Origin of the sequence: Psychrobacter sp. KCTC 72983, assembly GCF_014280455.1 — a bacterium.
GTDB classification, from domain to species: domain Bacteria; phylum Pseudomonadota; class Gammaproteobacteria; order Pseudomonadales; family Moraxellaceae; genus Psychrobacter; species Psychrobacter pacificensis.
Genome location: NZ_CP060390.1, coordinates 2,780,744 through 2,800,503, shown reverse-complemented (window position 1 = coordinate 2,800,503; position 19,760 = coordinate 2,780,744). Strand labels below are relative to the sequence as shown.

Here is a 19,760-nt window from a genome sequence, read left to right as displayed (position 1 = left end):
TTGGACACTGATATGGACACCGATATTTATTATGATAATATTACAGGCCTTTTATACAAAAGGATTTATGTGCTAATTATCCCCAAGGCTCACTTGGGGATAATTGTAGCATATTGGGGAAATAAGGGGATAATTGTAGCATATTGGGGAAATAAGAAGCAGATCATACGCTTATTGGGTTAAGTATCGTTTTTTTGCTCATCATTTCGGCACATAATTAGAGATATTTATAAGGCGAATCGTCCATTTGGTAAGCGATAGAGCAGATTTATTATAAAAAACACGGTCGCGTACGCGCACAGAATATAAAAATCAAGGTCATAGTACTGTTCTATGCAAATCTGGAAGGTACTGTTTTAAGGTTTAATATCAGTGCAGGCACGTAAAACGACTAAAAGCCAATTTTCTAAGTATTCATAAAAACAAAACTCAGTAAGTCTATTGGCAAATTTAAAATAGGGCAGATAAATGCGGCATAATAAGATACACTGCCTCGTTCTCGTTGTGCGCGCGGCGTTTGGATTTAGCATCTATAAACCAAGTAGCGATGACCGAAAAGATAACTGAAAATTTATAAAAGACGATGGATATAAGGCAGCCTATTATGGAGCAAAAAAAATCACCCTATGGCACACAGACAAAATGGGGTAGAGCATAAGCCTGTCTTTATGCCGAGAGTCAACAGTGACAATCTAGCAAAAACATACATGGTCAGATTTGAACGGCATGTGGGATTTGCGACCAGACAAAAGAAAAAATCCATCAACGACATGCATCAGGTCATTCGTAAAAAATACGGTTTTAAGCATGTTTTGGAGTTATCCAGTAAATCTGGCGAGAAATTGAGTTTTTTGCTAAACCCGTCAAGCTTGCAGCTGGTGAGTAATGATGATCAGACATACAGTGTTGAAAATGCCTTTTATGCCAGTAAAGTGTTTCAGCAAGGTGGCCCTTATACCGATTTACTAAAAGCCGCACCAAGACAGGCGAGAAAAGACGAGTGACTCAGTCATTCGGGCGAGCTGTTTGGCTATGATTATTTTGGTTTACAGTGGAGCGTAGAGCCACTGACCGCGTTTTATGACTGGCTATATATCACTGCGCTCAAACAAAATGAGCAGCTGCATGAACAGGTCATGCAATACCAAGCCTTTACTGACCTGACGTTCAATCCAAAAAAATCAATCCATAGTGCCGCGTATGCGCTGGCTCTATTTGTGGCCCTAAACAAACGTGAGCTGCTCGGCAATATTGAAGATCCAATGACATTTTATGACTTATGCAATGAGTTCAAAGTCAGCAATACTGAGCATCTGTTGGAGGAAGGCTGGGTTTAAGAGATAGGCTAGCGCTCGATTGGTTGTAAACAGTTTGAAATAAAGGTTTGGTTGCAGAGAGTAGGGCTAATCTAGATCTGAATCATTCCGAAAAATGTCATTTTCGAAACTGAGACTACCGAAGATTACTCGGTAGTTCATTAGTAGTGACAGCGATTACTTATTAGGTACTTAGAAAGCACCTGTCGCAAAATTTGCGACAGCTCAAATGATAGGAAAGTTTCAATTTATTTGGTTTTTATGTGCTAGATATATAAAGAGCTGGAAACTCCCTCCTATAATGTATGCTTAGCTAATTACTCGCTACCGCTTCTATGGAATTATTTATTTCTAATCAGTTAAGTAATGAACTACCCACTTCAAGCCTAAAACAAATTTTCCTTAGAAAACACAACAAGTTACATTTATTGGTCTAAGTATCAAAGAGACTCGATCATTAATACTCTCTAAAAAACGAGTAAGTATGAGATTTTCGCTAAGGTAGCCATTCATTACTTATTTTAATGACTTTGAGTGGCATCGTTAAGATTTTGGTTTAAAAGGTTTTGAGAATTGTAGGATCAAAAAACCAACTATTGATAATATAATAGCAATTTCGTAACGGCTATAAGCTACTAATATCTTAATTGCTGCTGTATTCCACAGCCCAGCCGCAGTACCCTTTGCCTCATCCTCATCCTCATCCTCATCCTCATCCTCATCCTCATTCTTAAAGATAGCGCCACCGCCGATAAAGCCCATCCCAGTAATAATGCCGTACATAATCCTAGCCTCAGCATCAGAGCCATGGTAAATATCCCTACCAACCAGCATAAAAGCACATGAAACAATCGTCACCAATGGAGATGTTCTAAGTCCAGCACCATTGTCTTCAAGTTCACGATTGAGTGCAATTGGTAGCGACAGCAAAAAACCAATACTTAATTGAATTACATGGTAGAAAAAATTTTTAAGCTAATATCAAATTCAAACATAATTTTCGTCTGTTAATATGGGTAATGAGTAAGCAAAATATATATTTTAAGAAGTTTGATTAAATGTAAATTAAGAATAATAGTGCTATTTGGAGTAAAACTTAATTTATTCACATTGATTAAATATAAGAATTAATTTTGTTAGAGTATTAATGATATTATATAAACAAAAACACTCTTTATACAGAAATTATTGGATAAAATGTATTATATTATTTTTATCAGTCAGTATTAATTATGGCTGATACAAAGTCTCTCACAAAAGGATAATTGTAATGGATAATCCAAATACTAACGAGCAAAGTATGGACACGCAATATAAAAACAACCAAAGAATGGACGATACTAATATGGATAACACTAATATGAATGACAATAATATGAACAGTCAAACCTTAAAAGACAACTGGAATCAAATGAAAGGGGCCGTCAAACAAAAATGGGCAGACTTGACAGACGACGATATGATGCATATTGAAGGTGATCGCGATAAATTGGTTGGACGTGTACAAGAGCGTTATGGCCATTCAAGAGAAGACGCTGAGCGTGACGTAGATGAGTGGCGTCGCGAAAATCAGTACTAAGGTCAGTTTTTTGACAGAGTTTTCTTATTTGTACATAGATAATGTATGGATAGAAGAACAAAATGATAAAAGACCGCATTGAAATAGGATGCGGTCTTTTTCTCTTTAAAGGGTTGATAGTAAGATGACAGATTAAGACACATACAGTATTTGGTTCTTTATTTTTTAAGGAGATATCATGTCTGACAGTTGCGCTAAGGTACTGGCTGATAAGAATTTAACGATCGTTTTTATTGAAAGTGCAACCGCTGGCTATCTCGCCCATCGTTTTTCTGTCAGTCCTTGTTCAGGTGATGTACTGATTGGAGGATTGGTATGTTATGACGCGGTCATAAAAAAGAATGTGCTGAATATATCGAGTCGGCTGATTGATGAGTATACGCCTGAATCCTTAGAAGTTACCCAAGAGCTCGTCAAACAATCTCAAGCAAAATTTGAAGCCGACTTGCACGTGGCATGTACAGGGTTACTAAAGCCTGGAGGCTCCGAGACTAAAGAGAAGCCAGTTGGGACGTTTTTTTATTGTATTGGCTATAAGGGTGAGGTGCACAGTTTTCGCAGCTTATGTAATGGGCCATCTCAGCAAAAATTACGTAGCATCTATAGTCTGATTTGCAAAAGTATTATTGATGTGGTGAGTAAGTATTGATGATTAGTTGACAATCTTATTATTGAGGGCTTTTGCCCAGCCCACAGTATTATGATGGCAACGCTCGCAGGTTTTATTTAGATTTGAGAGATACTCGACTTGACCACAATGCATACAAGCATACGGATGCCCCTGTACTATAAGCTGGGCTGGTTGAAACTCTTTAGGGAAAATAGGCAGGCCGTATTGAGTCTCATCATCTGGAAACAACAACACGCTAAACTCTCCATCGGTTTCTAATAGTCCCATGTGAACTTGCCCTAAATGACGTACGCCTTGTTTGCGCATTTCAGTAAAAAACTCATCATGAGACATTCTGCCTTTTTCGACATCTTCCAACACAAGCAATCCGTTTTCGACAATGTAAGTAGGCTTGCCCTCTAATAACAGCTCAAAGGCTTTGTGTTTGGAGGCAAGCCAAGTACATAGTCTATAAAGCAACAGCACAATACTCATGATAAGTGCGGCTTGGATCAGCGGTAAGTCTTCAGTGAACATAGGGTCACCAGCGATAGAGCCGAGTGACAAGATAATGGTTAACTCAAAAATAGTCAGTTGCCGAACACCGCGTTTACCTGTCAACCACAGTAATAAAATGACCAAACTGAACATGAGAACGGTACGTATGGCTATTTCTGCGGCAAAATACCATGTTGTATCATAAATAAAGATACTTAACCAGTTCATCTTATTTTCCTATTATTACTTTTTAACCGCTTATATTTATATAGCCAATCCAAGATAAAATAAATTAATAGTAATATTTTAATAGAGTATTTAAATTAATTTCGCATATAACAACATTAAGGCTGGACTAATTTTGTATTGATGATCACAATCTATTCAAACATAAAAATTTGTGTTTTTTATTTTTAGGTGCTTGCATCCTATTGTTGTTAGCGCCATTATTTTCATGGAAATACCAGCCTTCTAAGTCACTAACTAAAAGATTATTAATAGCACTCTTTCTTATTCCATTTTTTTTATATTTTTTATTTGATATGTTTCATACAAATGATATTCAAAAAAATAATATTTTGCTCTTAAACTTTGACAAGTCTACGGAGAGTATCTTGCTTAGCGATAGTGACAATACAGAAATATCGAATGAGTATCCATTTGCTTCTGATCTCATACATGACGAGAGTAATAACGAGAGAAAGATAATAGAAGAGAGAGGCAACAGTAATACCTATAGTGCAATACCTGTTACAGAGAGTGTAGACAAGCCTGATGAAAGTGAAAGAGATGTTTTTTAATTTCAGCTTTTAATAGCTTTGAACTATGATGGGTTTAATATGACTATGACCAGCTGACTTTTTCAAGGTTTGCTAAAAATGCACCAAAACCTTCTTTTGCTCGAGCTTGCAATCGACTACTGGTCAGTACACGGACGCGATTGCTCCAAGTAATCGCATAGCAATGTGCTTCGAACTTATTAACTAGATCTACATCTTCATGACAAGTCAAAGGTGCAAAGCCGCCAATAGCTAAATAAGCGTCACTACTAAAACTCAAATTTGCCCCATGAATATGTCGATGCCCCATCTTGTCTTGATAATGCGTAATATAAGCTTGTTGTGTTTGTGATGACAAATGTCCCCAGTTATTGATAGACACCACGCCGCAAATCATATCGGCCCTCTGCTGATCGAGATGTTCCATTTGCTGCACTAACCAATCCATAGGCACTGTTGAGTCAGCATCGGTACAGGCAAGCCATGTTGCCCCATGAGCAATTGCATAGCGGATGCCCAGATCCCTCACTTGTCCCACGCACTGATAATAACAGCATAAATAATCGACTCCTGCCGCTTGGACGATTCTCAATGTGTCATCAGTACAGCTATCTAGTACCACCAGTACAGAAGCAGTGAAAGTTGAAGGTAACTGATCGATTGCAATCTGTACAGACGCCAGGCACTGGGCGATAGTCTCTGCTTCATTATGAGCAGGAATCACAATACTAATTTTCATAATATCTGCTAATCCCGATGTAATTTACGATTCTTTTTGGTTTTCTATATTAAGTTTTCTTGCATAGCAACTGACGTGGAAGAACGTTGCCAGATATCTAGTAAAAAGTCGCTATCTATCATTTGGCTCTGATGGTTATGTAACTATCCCCTAAACTAACACAGCTCAAACGTAGAATTTCTTATAAAATACACATAAGGAGTTTTGATATGAGCAAACGAATGACTGAGACGCAAATAGTATCCATATTAAAAGAAGCAGAAGCTGGGATATCTGCTAAAGAGCTGTGCCGTAAATACGGGGTAGCTAGCTCGACATTTTACAAATGGAAGTCTAAATATGGCGGTATGGAAGCCTCTGATGTCAAGCGACTAAAAGAGCTTGAAGAAGAAAACCGTAGGCTTAAACAGATGTATGCTGATTTAAGCCTTAGAGCGCAGATGCAGGAAGAGATCATAAAAAAGCTATAGCGCCTGCCCTTGAGCGCAAAGTCTGGGCGCAAGAATTGCAGGCGCAGTATGGTGTTAGTATTGCATTGAGCTGTCAGGTGGTCTGTATGAGTCGAACCGCTTACTACTATAAGCCTAAGCTATCTGATGATAGTGAGATTATTGATGTCTTAAATGAGCTAACAGATAAGCACAATCGTTGGGGCTTCCCTAAGTGTTTTAAGCGTATACGCAAGCTTGGCTATTCATGGAATCATAAGCGAGTACACCGTGTTTATACCGCGTTAAACTTAAACCTACGCCGTAAGTCTAAAAGACGGCTACCAGCACGTAACCCCCAGCCGCTAAGTGTACCAAATACATTAGGTCATACTTGGTCTATGGACTTTATGAGCGATAAGCTGCATAACAATATTCGCTTTCGAACCTTTAATGTGATTGATGATTACAACCGTGAAGTACTCGGCATTGATATTGGTACCAGCATTCCATCACTCCGAGTAATTCGCTACCTTGACCAGCTAGCTGAGTGGCATGGCTATCCTAAGCAGATCCGTGTGGATAACGGCAGTGAGTTTACATCCAGCGTATTCACTGATTGGGCATCAGCTCATGGTGTCTATGTTGACTATATTGAGCCTGGCTGTCCTTATCAGAACGCTTACATTGAAAGGTTTAATCGCAGTTATCGCAATGAGGTTTTAGATTGCTACCTTTTCAACAATTTAAACGAGGTCAATATGCTGACTGAAGACTGGATCACGGTTTATAACACCGAAAGACCCCATGATTCACTTAATGATATGACACCTGCTGAGTACAGGCAGGTGGCTTAATTATTCTACGATGATGTTGTGTTAAGAATGGGGTATTTACAGTTAAATGAGTACTGATTTTTGTTATTGTCAATAAATGTCTGATGTAAACGCTGATGTACGCTTTCACCTGTCATTGCAAAACCATCAATAGCATAGCGCCAGTGGCAGCACAGCAGAGTACCATTTAGGGCAAGATTGTGTAGTGCCCAGTTGATGACCACATCAATATCACTGGATGACAAATAGTATAAAATCTCACTAATAACGATTAAATCAAAGGGTGGTTGATTGATCGAAGTATTTTCTGATAGAGGTTTCCTCTGTTCCAATAACTCTTTTAAAGAAAATAGTTTATCGGGAACAATACCTTGTATGACTCTAGCATGAGGTAGTGCTGCTAAACGCTCTTTAGCAAGTTTCACTGCTTGATGATTGCCATCGATACTAATTAAATCCTGACAACGATGAGCCAATAACTCACTTAGTACGCCATTACCGCAGCCCAATTCAATCGCACGTTCATAGTGTGGTTGGGGTAGTAGCGCCAAGCAAGTATTACGTTTTCGCTCTTCATACCAACGAGTTTGATATTGCCATGGGTCGGTATTGTCATTATATAATTCGTCAAAATATGAATCCGAATAGGCGCTGTACTGACTAGAATTAGCCAAGCTTTCTTTAGAGGTATGGTTCATATATATAAACTTCCCAAGGTTGGCTGATTCGAGTAATCGTTTGCTTAGTTAGAATGGGCGAGTTGCCTGTACTTACATCTTCAGTAGTTTGGCTTTTGAAGCAATGGATAGCATCGATTTTTTTCTGTAAATGTTCAGGCGTTAAATCCATTCTCACGGCATATTGCCAAGGGATACGACTGTCATCAGGCGTTGCCCAATGCCATGCCCATATCAGTACTTGATAGCAGGGCAGGCGATGTTGCTTGGCAAATGAGGTGACCACGCGCCCTGTGGCTTCGTGGTCAGGATGCCCGTCTCGTGCGAAGGTGGTGACTAAAATATCGTTAGGCTGGAGGATAGTCACTAATTTCTGACGAAAGAGAGCTTGTTGCGCGAATACATCCCCATCTGTTAAATCTAAAGCAAGTGTCGTAACCTGATGGCTCACATCCAACGTTTTTAGAGCTTCAACACTTTCTTTTGGACGGAGGGTGTTCAGCTGTTCTGGAGAATAAATCTTCGAGTCGGGATGACTTTGGGTACCATTAGTTACGTGGATGAGAACTATGGGATTGCCGTTATCTGCTAGTTGCTGCAATAATCCACCACAGCCTAATATCTCATCATCAGGATGCGGTGCAAAGATACAGACGCGTTGATGGGAGTTAAAGCTGGTCTGAATATTTAATTGAGGCAGTTTTCGTAATCCCGTCCAGTTTTGCCATGTGTCTGAGCTAGTACCAGATCCTTCAATAATACGGTCTCCTACGATTGGATGAGGATATCGAAGCAGGGTAGTAGACTTAACGTTATTATCTTTGAAGATAAGCTGTATGTTCTTATCTAATTCTATAGCTGCCATACGTTTGCCTGTCCATGAGTTGAATTGCTGTGTAAAAGGTTGGTCAACTCACCAATTTTTTGTAAGTCGAAAGCACCATGACTTTGGCGAATAAACACGAGAAGATCTGCTGATAGTCTTGCAAAATGAGCATTACGGCAAAATGGTGCGGCTCCTAATGCTTGACCCACTATCTCTACTGTATGGCGCGCGACTGTTTCAACTTGAGCTCTCAATTGGCGTATAGCAAGCTCATGGCAAAGTGACGGCTCTGTGTCTATCAGATCGGCGGCGTAATAGAGATATTGTTGAGTAATTGCCAATGCAGTACCAATTTCACCTAAATACATGGCCTTGTAGTCATTCGGTTTTTGCTGATAAGCAGTGGTCAAATAGCTTGCTAGGCAAGCTGATGCGCCATACCAACACGCAGCAACCCCTGCAGCCCCGTGCCAAAACCCCGCACGATCTAGATAGGCATTCTCTTTTCCAACCAAACTCGCTGATACGCCACAAAACTTCACAGTAGCTGTATCTGTGGCTTGCATTCCTACTGCCTGCCATTCACTATTGTTAATTTCAATACCTGCCTGATGCATGTCTATAATTACTAGTTGTGACTGATTATTGCTATTGCGATAAGTAACAAGGGCATAATCTACCATGCCAGCTCCTGAACACCATGCTTTGTGACCAATGGCCTTTCCTTGCTCATAACGAAGGGGGTCGGGATGGCCTTCTGCTGCCCAAACGGCCCATAAACCTTTGGTTGCCTTACTATATCCAATTTCATTCAGAATACTTAAAGCGTCTAAATGCGACTCAAACCATTTAGCAATCGTTAAATCAATACTTGCAACATATGCCAAAACTTGCCAGCGTATTAAAGTGTTTGAAAGTCTACTATGCTCCACCATACCGCTTGCTGGATGAGGGATATCTTCGCTATAAGACACTAATATATCTAAAATTTCACGGCGTAATGCAGCGGTCAGATTAAGCGTACTCATTGCTTGGGTGTCAGTAGCTATTATTTTATCGACAGCGACTTTAATATCTCTTAATAAATCGTTTTTTGTATTTATCGATCGCATGAGAGTCTCCTAGTTATCCTTATGAGTCAGACATTTGAACATTGGCGGGCTCCATGCTACTTATTTGACTGCTGCTTTCGTTGTATAAATCATCCAAAAAACTCTGCTGCCAAATCTGCAAATTGTCTTTCTGTAGTCCTTGCAATAATGACCGATAACGAGACTGACGCTCTTCCAACGGCATCGTTAAGGCCATTTTTAAGCCCTCTATCATGCTTTGCGGCTGATGGGGATCTATGATGACGGCAGCCTGCATTTGTTCAGCGGCTCCAGCATAACGGGAGAGCAATAACACACCAGGGTTATCAGGGTTTTGGGCAGCAATATACTCTTTGGCTACTAGATTCATACCGTCTTTGAGCGAGTTCACCCAACCGACGTCACTTTGCCAAAACATCGTCATCAATTTCTCATGGCTCAATGCGGTTTCGCTATAGTTAATGGCTTGCCAATTGCTATTCTCAGACAGATATTGCTGATTGATGTCATAGACCTCTTTTTTGACATCATCGTAAAGACTTTGATACGTCGGCAAATCTAAACGACTAGGGCAGGCGACTTGTAATAACTGCAGGTGATTTTGATACGATGGATTTTGCGCTAAAAAATCACGATATGCTGCAAAGCGTTTTAACAGCCCTTTTGAATAATCAATCCTATCAACTGCAATAATCTGTTGAAAAGTAAGGTTTTTACTTTTATAAAGTGGGGTGGAGTGCAAGGGGATAGCGGAAGATAAGTGTTTAACCTGCTGCTGAATTTGTGTCACATTGACGCCTATTGGATAAGCATCAACCATTAAAGCGTGCTGAGGTTTTAGCGCTAAATCGAGCGTCATTTTTGCTCTAGTATAGGTATAGGGCTGAGCAAAATTTCGCTTCATGTCTAACACATTTATCGGTGCGCTTGCTACAAGCTGGTCGTGTATAAAATAGTCTTTTAAGTAATACTGCAAGACATTCAAGCAATGAGTCCTGTTTTGCTGAGTCTGCGTACCCAACAAATCATAATGGGCCAAGTGATGAATGACCTCAGAACTTTGTGAAAGCGATTGCCAAAAACGTAATGAAGCAAATGGAATATGTAAGAAAAATCCGATACGATTGGCGATACCTAGCTGTCTACAATGATATGCCACGCTTAAAAAGTGATAATCATGTACCCAAATCACATCGTCAGGCTCAATGATTTTCTTTAATTGTTTGGCAAAAAGCCGATTTACGTCTTGATAGCCTGCGTAATCTTGGGATTTTTGACTGATTAAGTCGATTCGTTCGTGCAATAGTGGCCATAAGACATTGTTAGCGAAACCACAGTAAAATTGATTATATTGCTCAGTGGTAAGAGCTGTGGTCATATAAGTAATACAAGTGCCTTCACCTGTCAAACTGGCTGGCTGGCTAGTAAATGAGTCAGTAGAACCGTTAGCATTATTACGGCTCTCTACGACTTTACCGTTCCAACCCATCCAAACCACTGAGTTCCCTATCAATACGTTTTGTAGAGCTACTGCCAGTCCGCCAGCCATCGGTTTGTTGTCGGGCACCTTAACCCGATTTGATAAGGCAATTAAACGACTCATAAAATTGACCTCAACTTTTCCTTAATAGTGAGAATTGACTTTTATTACTCCAGATAGTGAGCTATCACGTGTTTGGCAAAAACTTAGAAGGTTACGGAGTAAGTTTGTTACTTCCTTAATATCGTTGACATAATAATGAGCACAGGTCGACTCCCTTCCTACTTTAATGCCTAGCCCTTTTGGTGGTTGTTCTAAGCCTTCTACTATCTTTTTTGAATCTTGTATGGCTCTGAAACCGGCTTCATCAGTAATATCGTCACCAATAAAAATTGCACAAGTATCATTGCTAGCTTTGTTCATTATTTTGCCTAGTAGGTATAGAATGGCAGTCCCTTTATTTACACCTTTTGGTACCGCTTCCCAAACATATTTTCCAGGTTTTAACACCCAATCAGGATAGGGTTTTAATACTTCCTTCATCAGGCGATAAGCCTCATCAGCCAAAACGGGATTCTTTCTGAAGTGTAAAGCGACGGAATAAGGTTTACTTTCTACGAAGAAGTCGTCATAGAGGGCACAAGAGCGGAGGATATCTTGCTTTATTTTATCTAGTTCTAAGGTATCAATAAAAAGCGTATTTACCTCATTCAGATCTTCGTCTTCGAATTTACTAAAACTACTATTTAATGCTATTTCTAGACCGTGAGTTGCTGCAATCGGTAACTCTATAGGTGCCAGTAAACTTCTAGCTTCAACAAGACTGCGACCCGTTACAATAGCGACTACAATGCCATGTTTTTGTAGTTCCCGTAATATACTTAAAGTTGAATATGGTACGATGCTATCTTTAGGGTTTAGTGTAAAATCTGAAAGCGTACCGTCTATATCTAAAAATAAATAGCAATTTTTCTGATGTTTTAGATAATCTACTAGTAAATTCGGTTGCATATATATAGGGTGACTTTCCATACTAAAAATAGTTCCTGAAGTAATACTTCCTTATATGTTTTTTAGCTTATAGATTCCAAACGCTTATAGATAAAAATTGATAATCAGTAAGTTTTTTAATAATATAGTCATAAAAAAAGCCAAACATTGTCAGCTTTTATAGTAAAATTACTAGACTTTTGTAATTAATTAAATTTATTACACAGTTTTATTTTTAAGTTAAGGCTTATTTAAAATACTGTAATAAATTTTATTTTAATAGCCTGATATAACTATATTACTTAAAAAAGCTATTAAAATTTAACAAAAACATCTTAGTCGGCATATGTATTAATATTGGAATTCATTTAAAGTAATAGTTAAGTAGAAATATTCAATACCATAATTAATGGTTTATCTTAACTTTATTAAGGATATTAAAATGAAGACAACAATCTCTAGCCATTCACTTCAAAGTAAACTATGGATGGCATTACTGGTCAGCGTTGTAGGACTTAGTGCTTGTAGTAATGAAGTGGAAGAGACGCCAGATAGTACGATGGACACGACTGAAGCTACTACTGCTGAAGTAGGGACGGACTCTACTATGGGTGAAACAACCACGGATATGGATATGGCCGATACAAACAGTCCTATGGATCCAGCTGGTACAGCCACTACCGACACAATGATGGATAGTACCACTACCGATGAAATGATGGATGGCTCAGTCACTAGTGATACAACAATGGTAGACGAAGACAATACGAGTTTCAATCAAGACCCAGTAGAAAGTGCTCAATAAATCGTAGATGTCAGAGTAGAATCGACCTATATTTGGATTAAACTTAAAGTAGGGATAACAACTTCTCTTAAGCTCACAAAAACTAATAAGTTGTGTGCTGAATACTTAGAAATATCGACGGCTTTACTATAACGAGAAAAGTAATTTTCTTATTATAGTAAAGCTGTCTTTTTGTTGAGATGTCGAAGATAATTCTGTTGGGTACTAAAAAAGCCTATCCGATAAAAAGCGTAACATATCAGGGTAAGCTCAATATTTCACAAGGTAAAAGCAATTATCAAACACATTTATAGTTATAGACGACTTACTATCTGACTCAAAAAAATATATGGTTGTTTGAAAGGAGGCATCGACAAGCAGCGGACTCATTATTGAGATGTTCGATAGAGTATCGTAATTTCGTGCTTGAGCCATTTAGCATAAGTTGACATAAGAATAAGTAATAAGTTAAGCACGAACTTATTCTCTTATAGACTTTATTTAACATAATATACATTATGCGAAAACATACCGGCGGTTTCAGTATAAGAGTAAATATCAATCTGCGTCATATCGTTTCTATATTTAACTGCGTATTTTTAAATTTAAAATAGCTTGGCGCTGACATTTTTAATATCAATTCAGTTTTCTACTAACGACAAGTTTCAAGTAAATGCTTACTCAAAGTTCCACCATCTTCATTTAAGCTAACATCTGCGATTTGGCAATCTTTATCATTGCATGTCAAATCATAATAAATATTGCTACCTTGCGCCAAGCTGACTTGAACCAATCCTTTATCAGTCATCGAAAACTTCTTGTCTTGCGTATAATCAGGGTCTTGAGAATCCCACAGCACATCATAATCAACATTGCAGGACATTTGAGTTTTATCAAAGTAATCTTGTTCTAGCTGCATGGCTGCTTGTAAGTCAGCATTGGCATATTGCTGTAGCACTATAGGATTACTCATACCTTGGTCATCGATATCTTGTTGGTACATTTTTGTGATGGTCGTGATTTTCATATCAGTTGCAGCAGCTTGTTTCTGAGATGCTTTTGTCACATCTGCTGTAGCAGTACCGACAGTTGTCAGTGCTATGGTTGATAGTAATATCAGCGATTTGTATGTTGGCATGTCGTTCTCTACGAGATCTTATCTTATAAGTGTTACGGTCTATTACATCATAGCCATATAACGACTCTGCTGTATTATCGTATCATTCAGGTTCACTCATCAAAATTCCGATTACATAGCGCTTTTATGCTCTTTTATCTATTGTGATGACAATTTCAGTGGCTTATCGTGACGTTTATTTCACTAATAACTGTGGTAAGGATGCTTTTATGATAATACTACCTACCTTTTTTAAGAATGAATCTGCGGCATTGGCTTCTAGTGGCCTTTTGTTGCTTACTTTGACCGCGACTGGTTGCCAGTCCGCTTCTGAGCCCAGTGAAGCCATTGTTTCTCAACCTACCAGCACCTCAGCAACGGCTATAAGTACTGATATCAGTCAACAAACCCTAAAGCAGCAAGCGTTGCGTATACAGCGGGCGCTCGCCAATAAAAATTTTTCTAGAATAGCCAAAGACATTCATCCTACCCGTGGTGTGCGTTTCTCCATGTATGCCTATGTGCGCCCTGAGTCAGACAAGGTTTTTAGCCGCGCGCAATATGCACAGTATTTGCAGCAGTCCAAAATCCGCTTTACTTGGGGTGAACGTGACGGCTCTGGTGAGCCATTAATCATACCGCTACCAGAATACCTAGACACTTGGGTAAAGGCCAAAACCTTTAATGACGCTACCCTTAGCGTCAATGAGTTCTTAGATTAACACACCAAGTGCAACGCTAATTAATATTATAGAACGCCTGCATAGGCGTTTTAAACCCTAATCGTTTTCTTGGTCTGTTGTTTAGTTTGTTCTCAATGTCCTGTATTTCATTATCAGAGACTTGTCTAAAGTCACAACCCTTAGGCAAGTACTCTCTGATAAGGCCATTGGTATTCTCGTTGGTTCCTCGCTGCCATGACGCATAAGCATCGGCAAAGAAGAAAGGGCTAAAGAGCTTTTGTTTCACCTTCTTATGCTGAGCAAACTCTTTACCATTGTCAGAGGTAATGGTCTTAACCTGCAACCTCACTGGCGCTAAGAGTTCTATCATTGCCTCTGATACTTGCTGTGCTGTTTTATGACCCACACGCTTCATCTTCAGCAGCCCCGTTTTACGTTCAACGAGCGTGACAATCGCTTGCTTGTGATGCTGACCGATAACGGTATCCGCTTCCCAATCTCCAATACGTGAGCGTTCTTCAACAATACAAGGGCGCTCATGAATCGAGACTCTGTCATTGATACGGCCTCGAGTCTCAGCGGTTAGACGCTGCCGGTATGGTTTTCCTTTACGTCTGAGACACTGCCACAATGTACCGCCCTGCCTCTTATCACGCCAAATATAGCGATAAATGCTCATATGACTGATACCAGCATGAACGCCAGATATTTGCTCAGGACTCCAGTTCTCTTTAAGCTTGTCTGTCACCCATGCCCAGAGGTCAGTCACAATAGTTGTGGCGTTGTTAGCCCGTCTGTCACAAGCCTTGTTATTAGCATGCTTTGCTCGGTAACCTCGTAGGCTTTTATTACGCCTAAGCTCTCTTGATATGGTACTGGGACTTCTGTTTAACACCCTCGCTATAAAATTAATACTATGTTTTGCCCCTTTAAGGGCATAAATCTGGTATCGTTCACCTAGGCTTAGATGTGTATAGCTCATGGTTGCAATCTCACTTTGGTCGGTGGATAAAAACTTTGATGCTAGCGCATCTAGGTCTTTTTTTCACCTTGCATTTGGTATTGCACTTCATGTGTTAATCTAAGGTTTCAAAAAAGTGGCAATAGCATCAATAACCTAAATAAAATATATCAAAACTCTGATGTCGTTGAGTTTTACTATAAAGGTAGTGATGAATACAGCGGTTTAGACTGGCGGGTGTTGCGCTTGGTGTTTGATGAGTATCAGGGTAAGCGTTATCTCGTCGCTGTCGTTAACGATCAGTGGACGGTTTAAATAACAGCGTAAGCATCTTTATGGTCAGATAAATTATATTAAACAAGGGCAATGCGTCATATATGAAGCACTGCCCTTTTTGTCTCTTTATCATATTGAATTATATTTAATTTTTGATATATATTTTACTTTATGCTTTTGGCTGAAGTGGACTTTGCTTAAAAAACTTCACCATAATATCGTAAATGTCAGGATAAGCATCCACTAGCTTTTGCGGCGTCTCAAAAAATACTTCGCTCAATACCGCAAAAAACTCGGCAGGATTGGTCGCACCATAACGATCTAAACCTGACTTACGATGCGTTTGAAAGTCTTCGAAATCTCGCGACATGATTTGTGTCCAACGTGCAGGATCCATGTCAGGCTGCATCGGTGGAAAGCCATTAGCGCGGCCATTCATCATATCAAGCTTATGCACAAACTCGTGAATCACCACATTGTGTCCGTCACGCTCACCTGAGTGCTTGGCATCCTTCCATGAGAGAATGACAGGACCTCGCTGCCATGCTTCCCCACTACGGTGCTGACTGCCCTCATGGACGATACCAAATTCATCTACCGTTGTACTCTCACTTTTGTACGAACCTTGATAAATAATAATAGATGACCAACCGCTATACCACTCAAGGCTGAGGTTTAAGATAGGCAAGCACGCCTGTAGTGCAATGGATTGTCTGACCGCATTAGTAATCTCAAAACCTTGTGCACCCACAATCGACTTATCATCCAAAAACAAAGTCGCCAAGTCAAACAAGCGGCTTAGCTCGTCTTCAGTCAACCTATCCAATATCATGATACACTCAGCCGCCCGCGCCCAGTCTTCATGCGTGAACTTGCTGTTGTCCAATATACGCTGCTCACGCCAGTCTTTTATGATGTCAAACATACACTTTATCCCTATTCTTCTTAGTATATAGGCCAGCCGTTCTACGTATATTATAGCGATAACCAGTAGCACGCCATGATAATTACTATATTAAAATGTATAAAAACGCCGCTCATAAATACATTACTGAGCGGCGCAGACTGTCATCCATACATTATGTTTTAAAATTGATATTGTAAGCCTAACTGTAATGACAGTTTAATCTTACCCAAAGGTCGCCGTATTGATGAGGGTGATGAGCACTTTAATACCATCCGTCATCAATGGTCAGATGCGTTGCGTCGCACGTTAGTTGAATTGCCCAAATGCCCTGATAATTATTGGGGATACCCTTCACTCTTAGACCCAATTTGAAAACTGGTCGTCACATCAATAAAATCACACCAATAAAAACGGTGCGGTGCGACTGTCTTCTGATTGGGCCACGTCTTCTGGCGTACCTTGAGCGACAATTAACCCGCCCTCATCACCTGCCCCTGGCCCCATATCAATCACCCAGTCGCTATTGCTGGCCACTTGCATATCATGCTCAACCATGATGACGGTGTTCCCCGCATCGACCAAACCGTTTAATTGCGTCATCAGCATGGATACATCAGCAGGATGTAAACCTGTGGTTGGCTCATCTAAGATATAGAGCGTATCGCCTCGTTGCGTGCGTTGTAGTTCAGTGGCAAGCTTAATACGCTGTGCTTCACCCCCTGACAACTCAGTGGCGGGCTGCCCCAAACGTAAGTAGCCAAGCCCCACTTGCAGCAACGCATCCAATGCGCGCAAGATAGGCGCTTCATCAACAAAGAACTCATGAGCCGCTTCAACGGTTAAATTTAATACTTCAGCAATGTTTTTATCTCGATACGTGATGGTAAGTGTTTCTTCATCATAGCGTTGCCCGTGACAGACCTGGCAAGGTGCATAGACACTTGGTAAAAATAGCAGCTCCACACTGACAAAACCCAAACCTTCACAATTTGGACAGCGGCCTTTTTTGGTGTTAAACGAGAAACGTCCAGCGTCATAGCCATGTGCTTTTGCTTGCTTAGTTGCGGCAAACAGCTTACGCACATCATCGAACAATCCTGTATAGGTTGCTAGGTTTGAGCGCGGTGTCCGCCCAATCGCCTTTTGATTGATATTAATAAGACGACGGACTTGCTCCATGCCAGCGACGATTTCACCACCAGTGACTGTCTCAAGCTCTTGCTCAAGCAAATCTGCCTCACCTACAGGCGCTTCAGTAACCGTCTTTTGCCCCAATACTTCACTGATAAGCTCTACCAATGCTTGGCTGATAAGACTCGACTTACCTGACCCTGAGACACCCGTGACACTAGTCATCACCCCAAGCGGAAACTCAACATCCAAGCCTGTTATATTATTGCGCTCGATATTTGCGAGTTTCAGCCACGCTGTCGGTTGCCTTATGTCAGATTTTGACTGATGATTCGCCGTGTCGTTAGCAAAGAGATATTGACCCGTATGCGACTGCGCAACCTCACGTAGCCCTTCTACACGCCCACTATAGACAATCTCGCCGCCATGCGTGCCAGCCTGTGGCCCGACATCTACCACCCAATCAGCATGCCCAATCACACTCACGTCGTGCTCAACCACAAACACCGAGTTACCAGACGCGATCAACTCATCTAGCGCCCCAAGTAGCGCCTGCGTGTCAGCAGGGTGCAGACCTGCTGATGGCTCATCAAGGACATAAACCACGCCAAACAGTTGCGAGCGAATCTGGGTCGCTAATCGCAATCGCTGTAGCTCACCAGGCGATAGCGTTGGTGTGGTACGCTCAAGTGACAGATAACCGAGCCCAAGCCTTGTTAGTGCCTCAATACGAGAGAGAATATCACTGGCAATACGCTGGGCAACAATGGCTTTTTCGCGGTTTGGTGTATCATCAGCTATCTTGGTATGCGCTGTTTTCTCAAGTTTTTGGGCCATGTCCGTCAATGTAAGCTGTGACAGCTCACCGATATCGAGTCCTGCAAATTTAACCGACAGTGATTCTTTCTTAAGTTTTTTGCCGTGACATTCTGGACACTCGGATATCTGCATAAATTGCGACACGCGTTTCTTGGTGCGCGGGCTTTGAGTAGTGGCAAAAGAATGCAAAATAAAGTTTTTGGCACTGGTAAACGTACCCATATAGTTTGGCTTTTCCCCTTTCTCAATTGCCTCCCGTGTCTGTTCTATATCATACTCAGGATAAACAGGTACCGTTGGCGTCTCATCGGTAAACAAGATCCAGTCGCGGGTCTCTTTTGGTAAGGTGTGCCAAGGTTTATCAATATCATAGCCGAGCGTGGTCAATATACGGCTCAGGTTTTGACCTTGCCACGCTGGTGGCCATGCGGCAATGGCTCGCTCGCGAATGCTTTTGGTATTATCTGGTACCAGCAGATCCTCGGTGACCTCAAATACACGGCCGATACCTGAACACGTGGGACAGGCACCATCTGGCGTATTGGGCGAGAACGCATCGGCATACAGCAGCTCTTGGCCGGCGGGATATGCTCCTGCTCGTGAGTACAGCATACGTAAGCCATTAGAAATAGTCGTCACACTACCCACGGATGAACGAACCGATGGTGTGCCTCTCTGCTGCTGCAGTGCCACGGCTGGCGGCAGCCCTTCGATAGCATCGACATCGGGCTCATCAACCTGATCGATCAGTCGTCTAGCATAAGGTGAGACCGAGTCAAGATAGCGGCGCTGTGACTCGGCAAATAGCGTACCAAATGCCAGTGATGATTTTCCCGATCCAGATATACCCGTAAAGACCACTAAGGCATTGCGCGGTAAATCCACATCGACGTTCTTTAAATTATGAACACGCGCACCTCTGACCTGAATATTTTCTTGATTAGGGTTGTATAGAGCGTTCTTGACGATACTTGTCTTATTTTCTGTTGCTTCTAATTGTTTTGGATTGGCCATGACGCTATTTTTCCTATTGAGACACTATCTATTGCTAACGTATTTATTATTATTCATCTGAGTAGCAGGAAGGTTAACACGTACTCATGCAGGGGTGTGGCAATGCTTACGTATCAATAGCATAGATAGACAAAACGACAACTTAAGTCATTAGGCACCTTATAATAAAAAAACCCGCAATCATTGCAGGTTTTTTGAGGAAAAAATGCTATCAGAATA

The 19,760-nt window shown here is 40.8% G+C and carries 17 protein-coding genes and 1 pseudogene; 6 read left to right on the top strand and 12 right to left on the bottom strand.

The annotated features are described in order from the left end of the window. Nucleotides 1-626: 626 nt before the first annotated feature. Nucleotides 627-1,337, top strand: a pseudogene (locus PSBA01_RS13495) (DarT1-associated NADAR antitoxin family protein). Nucleotides 1,338-1,859: 522 nt separating this feature from the next. On the opposite strand, the gene PSBA01_RS11960 reads toward PSBA01_RS13495, so the two are convergent. Then, a complete protein-coding gene (locus PSBA01_RS11960) occupies nt 1,860-2,246 on the bottom strand; it encodes an MgtC/SapB family protein (protein ID WP_228724582.1) in 387 nt (128 codons plus the stop codon). A gap of 340 nt (nt 2,247-2,586) precedes the next feature. Between PSBA01_RS11960 and PSBA01_RS11955 the strand changes: the two genes are divergently transcribed. Beyond that, nucleotides 2,587-2,895 carry a CsbD family protein gene (locus tag PSBA01_RS11955; protein ID WP_416383503.1) on the top strand — a complete coding sequence of 103 codons (309 nt, stop codon included), beginning with the start codon at nt 2,587-2,589 and terminating at the stop codon, nt 2,893-2,895. Between the two features lie 178 nt (nt 2,896-3,073). Continuing rightward, nucleotides 3,074-3,544 (top strand): CinA family protein, encoded by a 471-nt coding sequence (locus tag PSBA01_RS11950; protein WP_186474495.1) that lies wholly within the window; start codon nt 3,074-3,076, stop codon nt 3,542-3,544. Between the two features lie 3 nt (nt 3,545-3,547). Here the strand turns inward: PSBA01_RS11950 and PSBA01_RS11945 are convergent, their stop codons facing one another. Together PSBA01_RS11945 and PSBA01_RS11940 are read right to left on the bottom strand one after the other, a co-directional pair. Beyond that, a complete protein-coding gene (locus PSBA01_RS11945; RefSeq protein WP_186474494.1) occupies nt 3,548-4,231 on the bottom strand; it encodes a DUF421 domain-containing protein in 684 nt (227 codons plus the stop codon). Between the two features lie 615 nt (nt 4,232-4,846). Further along, complete coding sequence (locus tag PSBA01_RS11940) at nt 4,847-5,521, bottom strand: glycosyltransferase (protein ID WP_186474493.1); 675 nt, start codon at nt 5,519-5,521, stop codon at nt 4,847-4,849. A gap of 209 nt (nt 5,522-5,730) precedes the next feature. Here PSBA01_RS11940 and PSBA01_RS11935 point away from each other — a divergent pair. After that, a protein-coding gene (locus tag PSBA01_RS11935) for an IS3 family transposase (RefSeq protein ID WP_416383502.1) occupies nt 5,731-6,806 on the top strand; the annotation gives its coding sequence in 2 pieces (ribosomal slippage) (nt 5,731-5,986 and nt 5,986-6,806; 1,077 coding nt in all). Nucleotides 6,807-6,811: 5 nt separating this feature from the next. Here the strand turns inward: PSBA01_RS11935 and PSBA01_RS11930 are convergent. Genes PSBA01_RS11930 through otsB form a run of 5 tightly spaced genes read right to left on the bottom strand, consistent with a single transcriptional unit; the run spans nt 6,812 to nt 11,891 of the window. Continuing rightward, on the bottom strand, nt 6,812-7,483 hold the full coding sequence (locus tag PSBA01_RS11930; RefSeq protein ID WP_186474492.1) for a class I SAM-dependent DNA methyltransferase: 672 nt from the start codon (nt 7,481-7,483) through the stop codon (nt 6,812-6,814). Then, complete coding sequence (locus PSBA01_RS11925; RefSeq protein WP_186474490.1) at nt 7,467-8,327, bottom strand: PIG-L deacetylase family protein; 861 nt, start codon at nt 8,325-8,327, stop codon at nt 7,467-7,469. Before PSBA01_RS11925 ends, PSBA01_RS11930 begins: the two co-directional genes overlap by 17 nt. Beyond that, nucleotides 8,315-9,400: an acyl-CoA dehydrogenase family protein gene (locus PSBA01_RS11920; protein ID WP_186474488.1), complete on the bottom strand. Its 1,086-nt coding sequence runs from the start codon at nt 9,398-9,400 to the stop codon at nt 8,315-8,317. The genes PSBA01_RS11925 and PSBA01_RS11920 overlap by 13 nt, the downstream gene beginning before the upstream one ends. Before the next feature lie 19 nt (nt 9,401-9,419). After that, the gene (locus PSBA01_RS11915; RefSeq protein WP_186474486.1) at nt 9,420-10,982 is read right to left on the bottom strand and encodes an alpha,alpha-trehalose-phosphate synthase (UDP-forming); all 1,563 of its coding nucleotides are present in this window, start codon (nt 10,980-10,982) and stop codon (nt 9,420-9,422) included. Nucleotides 10,983-11,003: 21 nt separating this feature from the next. Continuing rightward, complete coding sequence (otsB, locus tag PSBA01_RS11910) at nt 11,004-11,891, bottom strand: trehalose-phosphatase (RefSeq protein ID WP_228724581.1); 888 nt, start codon at nt 11,889-11,891, stop codon at nt 11,004-11,006. A gap of 400 nt (nt 11,892-12,291) precedes the next feature. Here otsB and PSBA01_RS11905 point away from each other — a divergent pair, with 400 nt between their 5' ends. Next, nucleotides 12,292-12,654, top strand: a complete 363-nt coding sequence (locus tag PSBA01_RS11905) for a hypothetical protein (RefSeq protein ID WP_186474485.1) — start codon at nt 12,292-12,294, stop codon at nt 12,652-12,654. A gap of 631 nt (nt 12,655-13,285) precedes the next feature. On the opposite strand, the gene PSBA01_RS11900 is transcribed toward PSBA01_RS11905, so the two are convergent. After that, complete coding sequence (locus PSBA01_RS11900; RefSeq protein ID WP_058025357.1) at nt 13,286-13,771, bottom strand: hypothetical protein; 486 nt, start codon at nt 13,769-13,771, stop codon at nt 13,286-13,288. 209 nt (nt 13,772-13,980) lie between these two features. Between PSBA01_RS11900 and PSBA01_RS11895 the strand changes: the two genes are divergently transcribed. Then, nucleotides 13,981-14,472 carry a hypothetical protein gene (locus PSBA01_RS11895; RefSeq protein ID WP_186474484.1) on the top strand — a complete coding sequence of 164 codons (492 nt, stop codon included), beginning with the start codon at nt 13,981-13,983 and terminating at the stop codon, nt 14,470-14,472. A gap of 16 nt (nt 14,473-14,488) precedes the next feature. Here PSBA01_RS11895 and PSBA01_RS11890 read toward each other — a convergent pair whose 3' ends face one another. The 3 genes from PSBA01_RS11890 to uvrA form a co-directional block, all read right to left on the bottom strand. Next, nucleotides 14,489-15,415, bottom strand: a complete 927-nt coding sequence (locus PSBA01_RS11890) for an IS30 family transposase (protein ID WP_025643743.1) — start codon at nt 15,413-15,415, stop codon at nt 14,489-14,491. Nucleotides 15,416-15,839: 424 nt separating this feature from the next. Beyond that, complete coding sequence (locus PSBA01_RS11885; RefSeq protein WP_071001568.1) at nt 15,840-16,595, bottom strand: zinc-dependent peptidase; 756 nt, start codon at nt 16,593-16,595, stop codon at nt 15,840-15,842. A 378-nt stretch (nt 16,596-16,973) separates the two neighbouring features. Beyond that, entirely contained in the window at nt 16,974-19,541 is a 2,568-nt protein-coding gene (gene uvrA / locus PSBA01_RS11880; protein WP_186474483.1) for an excinuclease ABC subunit UvrA, read from the bottom strand. Between the last annotated feature and the right edge of the window lie 219 nt (nt 19,542-19,760).

Coding starts and splice junctions, on each gene's coding strand:
- PSBA01_RS11955 (WP_416383503.1), top strand. CDS start 2,587: ATGGATAATCCAAATACTAACGAGCAAAGTATGGACACGCAATATAAA.
- PSBA01_RS11950 (WP_186474495.1), top strand. CDS start 3,074: ATGTCTGACAGTTGCGCTAAGGTACTGGCTGATAAGAATTTAACGATC.
- PSBA01_RS11945 (WP_186474494.1), bottom strand. CDS start 4,231: ATGAACTGGTTAAGTATCTTTATTTATGATACAACATGGTATTTTGCC.
- PSBA01_RS11940 (WP_186474493.1), bottom strand. CDS start 5,521: ATGAAAATTAGTATTGTGATTCCTGCTCATAATGAAGCAGAGACTATC.
- PSBA01_RS11930 (WP_186474492.1), bottom strand. CDS start 7,483: ATGAACCATACCTCTAAAGAAAGCTTGGCTAATTCTAGTCAGTACAGC.
- PSBA01_RS11925 (WP_186474490.1), bottom strand. CDS start 8,327: ATGGCAGCTATAGAATTAGATAAGAACATACAGCTTATCTTCAAAGAT.
- PSBA01_RS11920 (WP_186474488.1), bottom strand. CDS start 9,400: ATGCGATCGATAAATACAAAAAACGATTTATTAAGAGATATTAAAGTC.
- PSBA01_RS11915 (WP_186474486.1), bottom strand. CDS start 10,982: ATGAGTCGTTTAATTGCCTTATCAAATCGGGTTAAGGTGCCCGACAAC.
- otsB (WP_228724581.1), bottom strand. CDS start 11,891: ATGGAAAGTCACCCTATATATATGCAACCGAATTTACTAGTAGATTAT.
- PSBA01_RS11905 (WP_186474485.1), top strand. CDS start 12,292: ATGAAGACAACAATCTCTAGCCATTCACTTCAAAGTAAACTATGGATG.
- PSBA01_RS11900 (WP_058025357.1), bottom strand. CDS start 13,771: ATGCCAACATACAAATCGCTGATATTACTATCAACCATAGCACTGACA.
- PSBA01_RS11895 (WP_186474484.1), top strand. CDS start 13,981: ATGATAATACTACCTACCTTTTTTAAGAATGAATCTGCGGCATTGGCT.
- PSBA01_RS11890 (WP_025643743.1), bottom strand. CDS start 15,415: ATGAGCTATACACATCTAAGCCTAGGTGAACGATACCAGATTTATGCC.
- PSBA01_RS11885 (WP_071001568.1), bottom strand. CDS start 16,595: ATGTTTGACATCATAAAAGACTGGCGTGAGCAGCGTATATTGGACAAC.
- uvrA (WP_186474483.1), bottom strand. CDS start 19,541: ATGGCCAATCCAAAACAATTAGAAGCAACAGAAAATAAGACAAGTATC.